Raw genomic sequence first — 7,637 nt, 5'->3', positions numbered from 1 at the left:
GAAAATGCTGGAAAAAATTCCGCCTGCGTGGGAGTTCGCAAGACGTACCGAAGAACACGTCAAAGGCATGATGGTGCCAGGTACGTTATTTGAAGAAATGGGGTTCAATTATATTGGCCCGATTGATGGCCATGATCTTGACACCTTGATTACCACGTTAAGCAATCTGCGCAACAGCAAAGGTGCTCAGTTCCTGCATATTGTGACCAAAAAAGGTAAAGGCTTCGAACCTGCTGAGCAGCAACCCTGTAAATATCATGGTGTAAGCCCTGCCAATAGCAATAAAAAATCCGGTCCAACCTTTACCCAAGTATTCAGTCAATGGCTGTGTGATATGGGAACAGCTTCTGAAGATCTGATTGCGATTACACCCGCTATGTGTGAAGGCTCCGGTCTGAATGCTTTTGCTGAACGGTTTCCAGAAAGATATTTTGATGTCGGCATTGCAGAGCAACATGCCGTGACGTTAGCTGCAGGCATTGCTTGTGAAGGCAAAAAACCGGTAGTTGCCATTTATTCAACCTTTCTGCAGCGCGCTTATGATCAATTGATTCATGATGTGGCTCTGCAAAACCTGCCGGTGTTATTTGCTATTGATAGGGCGGGATTGGTAGGCGCTGATGGGCCAACACACGCCGGAAGTTTTGATTTAAGTTATCTGCGTTGTATTCCGAATATGCTGATAATGACACCCAGCGATGAGAACGAATGTCGGCAAATGTTAACCACCGGATATCATCATAATGGCCCTGCCGCAGTGCGGTATCCTCGCGGTTGTGGCAACGGTACGGCGATTGAACCACAACTGAATAGCTTGCCCATCTGTAAAGCACAAACCCGTCGGACAGGCAAAAAGACCGCCATTCTGGCTTTTGGCACCTTATTGCATGCAGCACTTGACGCTGCAGAGCAAATTGATGCCACAGTGGTGAATATGCGTTTTGTTAAACCATTGGATACCACGCTACTGGATGAAATTGCTGCCAGTCATGAATTGATTATCACTATTGAAGAAAATGCACTGATGGGTGGAGCTGGTAGCGCGGTAAATGAATATTTTCAACAGCAGGGTATTGAGACAAATTTGCGGATGATGGGCTTGCCTGACCACTTCATTGAGCATGGTGATCATGGCCAGATGCTCAGTGCCTGTGGGTTGGATGCAAGTGGCATTATCGATACCATCAATCGTTATTTTGCGTAATAATAGCCTGTTCGATAGGTTAATTCCCGAGTATAATAGTCAACATTATGAGCGCCACCTATACCTTAAAAATTCTGGCTGATTTTGCCTCTGCACATACCCTTAGGGACTACCCTGGGGATTGTCGTCGCATGCATGGCCATAATTGGAAACTTGAAGTCGAAGTCACTGCCAATGCACTTAACCAGCATGGTATGGGCATGGATTTTAAAACCATTAAAACGGCGACTCGTGAGTTAGCAAAAACACTGGATCACCGTTATCTGAATGATATTCCACCGTTTGATGAGATTAATCCTACGGCAGAAAATATCGCCCAGTTTTTTTACCAGCGCCTTAGCGATACGCTAAACACCGACACAGCCAGAGTCTCTGGTGTCACGGTATGGGAAACCGACCGTGCCTGTGTCAAATATAGTGAGGATTAACCCGAATCATGACCGATCAAAACAAGCCAATAGCTGCAGCAGAAATCGAAGACGTTCAGAACATCAAAGATAAACGTCACATTGCGATTGATAAAGTTGGCATAAAAGATATTCGCCATCCTGTTGTGGTCAGTGATCGCACTACCGGTGAACAGCACACTGTTGCCAATTTTAATATGTATGTGAATCTGCCACATCAGTTTAAAGGCACACATATGTCACGTTTTGTTGAGATTCTTAATCAACATGAACGTGAAATTACCGTTAAGTCATTTCATACCATGTTGGGCGAAATGACTGAGCGTCTGGATGCTGAATCCGGCTACATTGAAATGAGCTTCCCCTATTTTGTAAATAAAGAAGCACCGATTTCAAAAGTCCGCAGTCTGATGGATTATCAAGTAAGTTTTATTGGTGAAATTGTTGCCAAGAAAACCAGCATGACTGTCAAAGTCATTGTGCCGGTTACCAGCTTGTGCCCATGTTCAAAAAATATTTCGGATTACGGTGCACATAATCAGCGTTCACATGTCACATTGACCGTGAAAACAGATAGCTTTATCTGGATTGAAGACTTGATTGATCTGGTAGAAGACGAAGCGTCATGCCAAATCTATGGTTTGTTGAAGCGTCCGGATGAAAAATATGTCACCGAGCATGCTTACGACAATCCGAAATTTGTTGAAGATATGGTTCGCGACGTTGCAGCGCGTTTAAATGCCGATAGCCGTATCAAAGCATATACAGTCGAATCAGAAAACTTTGAATCGATTCATAATCATTCAGCCTATGCGTTGATCACTCAGGGTTTTGATTGATTTAGCGAATATGCCCCGCACTAATCAAGCCAGTTTATACTAATTAAGCCAGTTGCACCCGCAACTGGCTTTTTTATTTGACTAGAATTTTTGGCGTAAATCCAGCCGTTCGCCTTTGCGTTCCATATCAAACGCATTCAGAAAACTCATTCCCAATAAAGCCCGTTGTGGTTCTGGACCATCAATCACGACAGCCGCAACATTTTCCAGTGAAATATCACCTAGTTGCACTGATTCCAGTTCGATACTGTAAGCAAGTTCAACACCAGAAGCAGTTCTGACACCAATCTGGTTCGCGTTAAGATAATCTAAGCCTAACCGTTTTGCAGTCTCACCATTTATAGCAATGACTGATGCTCCAGTATCCACCATAAAATCTACTGTATATCCATTAACTGAACCACTGGTCAAATACATCCCATTGGTCGGCCATATACTCACTACAGGCATTTCAACAGGGGCCGAATACATAGCACCAACCCGATTATTCAGTTCAAATACACCCTGCCTGCCTGCAATATCCAATATTGCCTGATTGCTGTTTGCGCTGATTAAGGTCACGCCTTCCGGAGTTCGCTGTCCAACAGATAAAAAATGTTGCTGCTGATTAATTTCCAACACGGCATGGTCGCGATATAGCCCCATGACCAGAATCTGCAAATCCTGTGACCATACGTTCTGTGGAATACACAGTATAATGAACATTGATATTGTTACTTTATGCATTGTACCCACTCAACAAAAAGCCATTAACTGCAAACAGCATGACTGAATCAACTTACCCTACCGTGACCGGCATCATTCTCGCCGGTGGCGAAGCACGCCGTATGGGCGGTAATGACAAGGGCCTGATACCTTACGTAAATCAGCCGTTGATTGCGCATGTCATTCATCATCTTGCACCTCAGGTTGAGCAGTTGCTCATCAACGCTAATCGTAATATAGAGCGTTATCAACAATTTGGCTATCCTGTCATCAGCGATTCGCTTTCCGGCTTTCAAGGACCATTGGCTGGCATGCTGGCCGGAATGCAAATGGCAACCACCGATTATATTCTGACGGCTCCCTGTGACAGCCCCTCTCCCAGTCCGAAGTTACGACAACGCATGCTGGAGAGTTTATTATGCTCAGGTAAAAAAATCGCTGTCGCCACCGATGGCAAGCGTATTCAACCAGTATTTTCATTATTACACTGTGAACTGGCAGAGGATTTACAGAAATATCTCGCTTCTGGGGAAAGAAAGATTGATCGCTGGTTTAAGCAACAGGGAATGATTGAAGTAGATTTTTCTGACCAACCTGAGAGTTTCACCAATTTCAATCATCCGGAAGACCTGCAATCACCTGCCTTGTCCTGTTCAGTACCTATATTGGGAATTGCCGCATTTAGTGGCACTGGCAAAACCACCTTACTCACCCAGTTGATTCCTAAACTTCGCTCTGCCGGAATACGCTTAGCGGTTATAAAACATGCGCATCATCTATTTGATATCGATCAGCCCGGTAAAGACAGTTACCGAATTCGTGAAGCAGGTGCCAGTCAGGTACTAGTGGCCTCCCGAAAACTGCTGGCACTGATGCAAACCAATGAAAATGAACAACAAGAACCACTTTTATCCGACTGTCTGGCGCGTCTGGATTTAGAAAATTTGGATTTGGTTCTGGTCGAAGGCTTTAAACAGGAAGCAATACCGAAGCTGGAATTACATCGCGCAAGCATTGGTAAACCTCTGTTGTTTCCGGATGATCCCAATATTATTGCCATTGCCACTGACTCCGAATTGACAATTGAACCTCAAATACCCGTATTGAATTTAAACGATTTGGACGCCATCCTGAACTTTATAAACAACTATATTCGGCAATACCACCATGACTGACTTTACGCCCCAACCAAGCTGCGCCACTCCTGAACCCGTTAACACTCTGAGAGTGGAAGACGCCAGAGAGAAAATTCTGCAGCAGATATCAGCAATCAGCTGCTGGAGAAAAGTCGCATTGCGCGATGCGCTGGGACAGGTATTACATGAAGATGTGATTTCACCGCTATCCGTACCTCCGCATGCTAATTCGGCAATGGATGGTTACGCGTTACGTGGCGAAGATTTGAAGCATGACTCCACCTCCTTAAAACGGGTGGGCAGTGCCTTTGCTGGCAAACCTTTCGACAAAACCGTTCATACCGGTGAATGTGTAAGAATCATGACGGGTGCAATGATGCCCGAGGGTTGTGACACGGTCATCATGCAAGAACAAGCTGAAGTTAATAATGATCTGATAACGCTGCACGGGGAACATCATAGCGGCGAAAATGTGCGACTCGCCGGAGAAGATATTCAGACCGGCGCTGTGGTGCTTACTGCAGGACGTCGAATTACCTCAGCCGATTTAGGCTTACTGGCGTCATTGGGATTTGCAGAATTAAAGGTTCGTCGTCGAATTCGGGTGGCATTTTTTTCTACAGGGGATGAACTACGTTCGCTTGGCGAAACATTGAACCCCGGCGATATTTATGACAGTAACCGTTATACCTTGCATGCCATGCTGACACGTCTGGATGCTGAAATCATCGATATGGGAGTCGTTACCGATAATCCCGACACATTACGTGAAGCTTTGCTGCAGGCCGCCAAGGAAGCCGATGTGGTGATTACCTCTGGTGGCGTGTCAGTGGGTGAAGCCGATTATGTTAAGCAATTGCTGGATGAACTCGGCGAAGTGCATTTCTGGAAAATCGCAATGAAACCCGGTAGGCCGCTTGCTTACGGCAAAATTGCAGATGCTCATTTTTTCGGTCTGCCCGGTAATCCGGTTTCGGTGATGGTAACTTTCTATCAGTTTGTACAACCTGCTTTACACAAGTTGGCGGGTGCTATTTATCACGCGCCAATGGTATTACAGGCGATTGCAGCTGAGAATATTCGTAAGCGTCCCGGACGTTTCGAATTTCAACGGGGATTATTACGCAGCAATTCTGCCAATCAATTGGAAGTTACGATGACCGGCGAACAGGGCTCCGGCATTCTGCATTCCATGAGTCATGCCAACTGTTTTATTTTACTGGATGAAGATTGTGACGGTGTGGCTGCCGGTCAATCTGTCACCGTGCAACCCTTCGCAGGTCTGATCTAATGTCTGAAAATCAATTGAAACAACAACACGAATTCAACAAATTACATAAACGGCTACGCCGCCAGGTCGGCCAGGCAATTGCTGATTACGACATGATTCAGGATGGCGATAAAGTCATGGTATGCCTGTCAGGTGGTAAAGACAGCTACACCATGCTCGATATTTTGCTGAATTTACGCGATCACGCACCAATTGATTTTGAGTTGATTGCGGTCAATCTTGATCAAAAGCAACCCGGATTTCCAGAGCATGTATTGCCAGAATATCTCAGTAAAATTGGTGTGCCATTTCATATTATCGAAAAAGATACCTACAGCATTGTTAAGGAAGTGGTTCCTGAAGGCAAAACCACCTGTGGTATTTGTTCGAGACTACGTCGTGGATCGTTATACGGTTATGCGCGTCAGCATGGCATCACAAAAATCGCCTTAGGCCATCATCGTGACGATATTATTGAAACGCTTTTTTTAAATATGTTTTATGGCGGCAAGACCAAAGCCATGCCGCCCAAACTGCTGAGTGATGATAAAACCAATATTGTTATCCGACCGCTCTGTTATGCCAAAGAGTCGGATATCACCCGCTATGCTGAAGCGAGAGCCTTCCCAATCATTCCATGTAATTTATGTGGCTCTCAGGAAAATCTGCAACGTCAGGTGATTAAGGAAATGCTGCAAACCTGGGAGAAACAGCATCCCGGTCGTGTTGAAAATATTTTCCGTAGCATCCAGAATGTGGCCCCCTCCCAATTGGCAGATCAGCAATTATTTGATTTTAAGGGACTTGAGCAATTTCGCCTCGAACCAACAGGTGATGAAGATTCGGCCTTTGATGAGCACATCATTCCTGCATTAGCACGAGTGTAATTTCTTAATACCAGCATAGTAAGTTATGCACTTTCCGATGGATTGTTACAGTGCTCTTACAACATACTTTGCTAAGTCATTGAATGTACACAAAACAACCATATATTATTGATTTTAAATGAATTTTAAATATGGTTATTTTTTAACCATTTAGTGCAGCTCTGTTAAAGAATAATGACTTAGCGATTTTCAACAATGTTAACCACAGACTTATCCACAGAAATTGTGAGTAAGTCGCTAAGCCATTGATCATCACTTTTAACTAATTGACTAGCAGGCTATTACAACAACAAAAATGAATATTTCAAATATTAAACACTGAAAGAATCAAATAGCAGGATGATTTAAAGTTAGCTGTGTGAAAAGCAAAAATAAATTTTTATGGCACAATCTTTGATTTTTAATGCTGCCAATCGCAGTAAGTTATTCACTTTTTCCTAAATTGTTACAGTGCTGTTACAACAAGTTTTGCTAAGTTGTTGAATATACAAAATTGTTACGTAACAATTTGATTTTATTACTATTTTGCAAATGGTTAAATTTTAACCATTTTGAACAGCACTTTTATAGATTAACGACTTAGCGTTTTTCACCATTGTTACACACAGACTTATCCACAGAAATTGTGAGTAAGTCGCTAAGCCATTGATTGTCTCTTTTAAATGCCTGAGTTACTTAACGGGCGGAGTAAAATCTTCTGCAAATTCCAGTGCATTTCCATCTGGATCACGGCAGAAAAAAGCAGCCCGACCAGACTTGCTGCGTGAAAATTCTACACCTGCCTGTTCCAGCCGTTCGGCAAGTGCCTCAAGATCTTCGACAAGCAATGCGACATGACGATCCCGCCCTCCATGTTCCGGACGACCATCTGTCGAGTCAGGATTGGGTAATACCATCAAATGTAATTGTTGTTTGTTATCCAAATCCAGCCATGCGCCGTCATAGGCAAATTTAGGGCGATTCGGATTGAGAGGGATTTGCAAGACATCACAGTAAAACTTCAGCGACGTAGCTAAATCAGCCACCAGAAAACTGGCATGCGCTATAGACTTAATCATAAACAATTCCTGCAAATTAAAATAAAAACCAAGGGCTATTGCTCTTTTAGAGTCTCCTCTGAGCAGAGTCGTTTCTTTCAACCAGGCCTATTGGCGTGGTGTAACCATTCTACATAAGTCATTTCCAACAC

At 43.9% G+C, this 7,637-nt stretch carries 8 protein-coding genes; 6 read left to right on the top strand and 2 right to left on the bottom strand.

Going from position 1 to position 7,637, the window contains the following annotated elements:
• The 3 genes from dxs to folE2 all read left to right on the top strand — a co-directional run.
• The coding region (dxs, locus tag B3182_RS07355) for a 1-deoxy-D-xylulose-5-phosphate synthase (RefSeq protein ID WP_292752156.1) at window positions 1-1,204 on the top strand (1,204 nt) is incomplete at its 5' end.
• A 47-nt stretch (window positions 1,205-1,251) separates the two neighbouring features.
• A complete protein-coding gene (queD, locus tag B3182_RS07350) occupies window positions 1,252-1,632 on the top strand; it encodes a 6-carboxytetrahydropterin synthase QueD (RefSeq protein WP_292358045.1) in 381 nt (126 codons plus the stop codon).
• A gap of 8 nt (window positions 1,633-1,640) precedes the next feature.
• Window positions 1,641-2,450: a GTP cyclohydrolase FolE2 gene (folE2, locus tag B3182_RS07345; protein ID WP_292358044.1), complete on the top strand. Its 810-nt coding sequence runs from the start codon at window positions 1,641-1,643 to the stop codon at window positions 2,448-2,450.
• 81 nt (window positions 2,451-2,531) lie between these two features.
• On the opposite strand, the gene B3182_RS07340 is transcribed toward folE2, so the two are convergent.
• Window positions 2,532-3,176, bottom strand: a complete 645-nt coding sequence (locus B3182_RS07340) for a retropepsin-like aspartic protease family protein (protein WP_292752153.1) — start codon at window positions 3,174-3,176, stop codon at window positions 2,532-2,534.
• Between the two features lie 38 nt (window positions 3,177-3,214).
• Here B3182_RS07340 and mobA point away from each other — a divergent pair, with 38 nt between their 5' ends.
• The 3 genes from mobA to ttcA are packed head-to-tail and all read left to right on the top strand — an operon-like array spanning window position 3,215 to window position 6,448.
• Window positions 3,215-4,330, top strand: a complete 1,116-nt coding sequence (gene mobA / locus B3182_RS07335) for a molybdenum cofactor guanylyltransferase MobA (RefSeq protein ID WP_292358042.1) — start codon at window positions 3,215-3,217, stop codon at window positions 4,328-4,330.
• Window positions 4,323-5,582: a bifunctional molybdopterin-guanine dinucleotide biosynthesis adaptor protein MobB/molybdopterin molybdotransferase MoeA gene (locus tag B3182_RS07330; protein ID WP_292752151.1), complete on the top strand. Its 1,260-nt coding sequence runs from the start codon at window positions 4,323-4,325 to the stop codon at window positions 5,580-5,582. Before mobA ends, B3182_RS07330 begins: the two co-directional genes overlap by 8 nt.
• Window positions 5,582-6,448 carry a tRNA 2-thiocytidine(32) synthetase TtcA gene (gene ttcA / locus B3182_RS07325; protein WP_292358040.1) on the top strand — a complete coding sequence of 289 codons (867 nt, stop codon included), beginning with the start codon at window positions 5,582-5,584 and terminating at the stop codon, window positions 6,446-6,448. Before B3182_RS07330 ends, ttcA begins: the two co-directional genes overlap by 1 nt.
• A gap of 671 nt (window positions 6,449-7,119) precedes the next feature.
• On the opposite strand, the gene B3182_RS07320 is transcribed toward ttcA, so the two are convergent.
• Window positions 7,120-7,506: a VOC family protein gene (locus B3182_RS07320; protein ID WP_292358039.1), complete on the bottom strand. Its 387-nt coding sequence runs from the start codon at window positions 7,504-7,506 to the stop codon at window positions 7,120-7,122.
• Window positions 7,507-7,637 lie beyond the last annotated feature (131 nt).

Origin of the sequence: Methylophaga sp. UBA4204 (assembly GCF_002379485.1) — a bacterium.
Taxonomy (GTDB): Bacteria; Pseudomonadota; Gammaproteobacteria; order Nitrosococcales; family Methylophagaceae; genus Methylophaga.
Note: the sequence above shows the minus strand (reverse complement) of the source record. Positions and strands in the feature narration are given on the sequence as shown.

Coding starts and splice junctions, on each gene's coding strand:
- queD (WP_292358045.1), top strand. CDS start 1,252: ATGAGCGCCACCTATACCTTAAAAATTCTGGCTGATTTTGCCTCTGCA.
- folE2 (WP_292358044.1), top strand. CDS start 1,641: ATGACCGATCAAAACAAGCCAATAGCTGCAGCAGAAATCGAAGACGTT.
- B3182_RS07340 (WP_292752153.1), bottom strand. CDS start 3,176: ATGCATAAAGTAACAATATCAATGTTCATTATACTGTGTATTCCACAG.
- mobA (WP_292358042.1), top strand. CDS start 3,215: ATGACTGAATCAACTTACCCTACCGTGACCGGCATCATTCTCGCCGGT.
- B3182_RS07330 (WP_292752151.1), top strand. CDS start 4,323: ATGACTGACTTTACGCCCCAACCAAGCTGCGCCACTCCTGAACCCGTT.
- ttcA (WP_292358040.1), top strand. CDS start 5,582: ATGTCTGAAAATCAATTGAAACAACAACACGAATTCAACAAATTACAT.
- B3182_RS07320 (WP_292358039.1), bottom strand. CDS start 7,506: ATGATTAAGTCTATAGCGCATGCCAGTTTTCTGGTGGCTGATTTAGCT.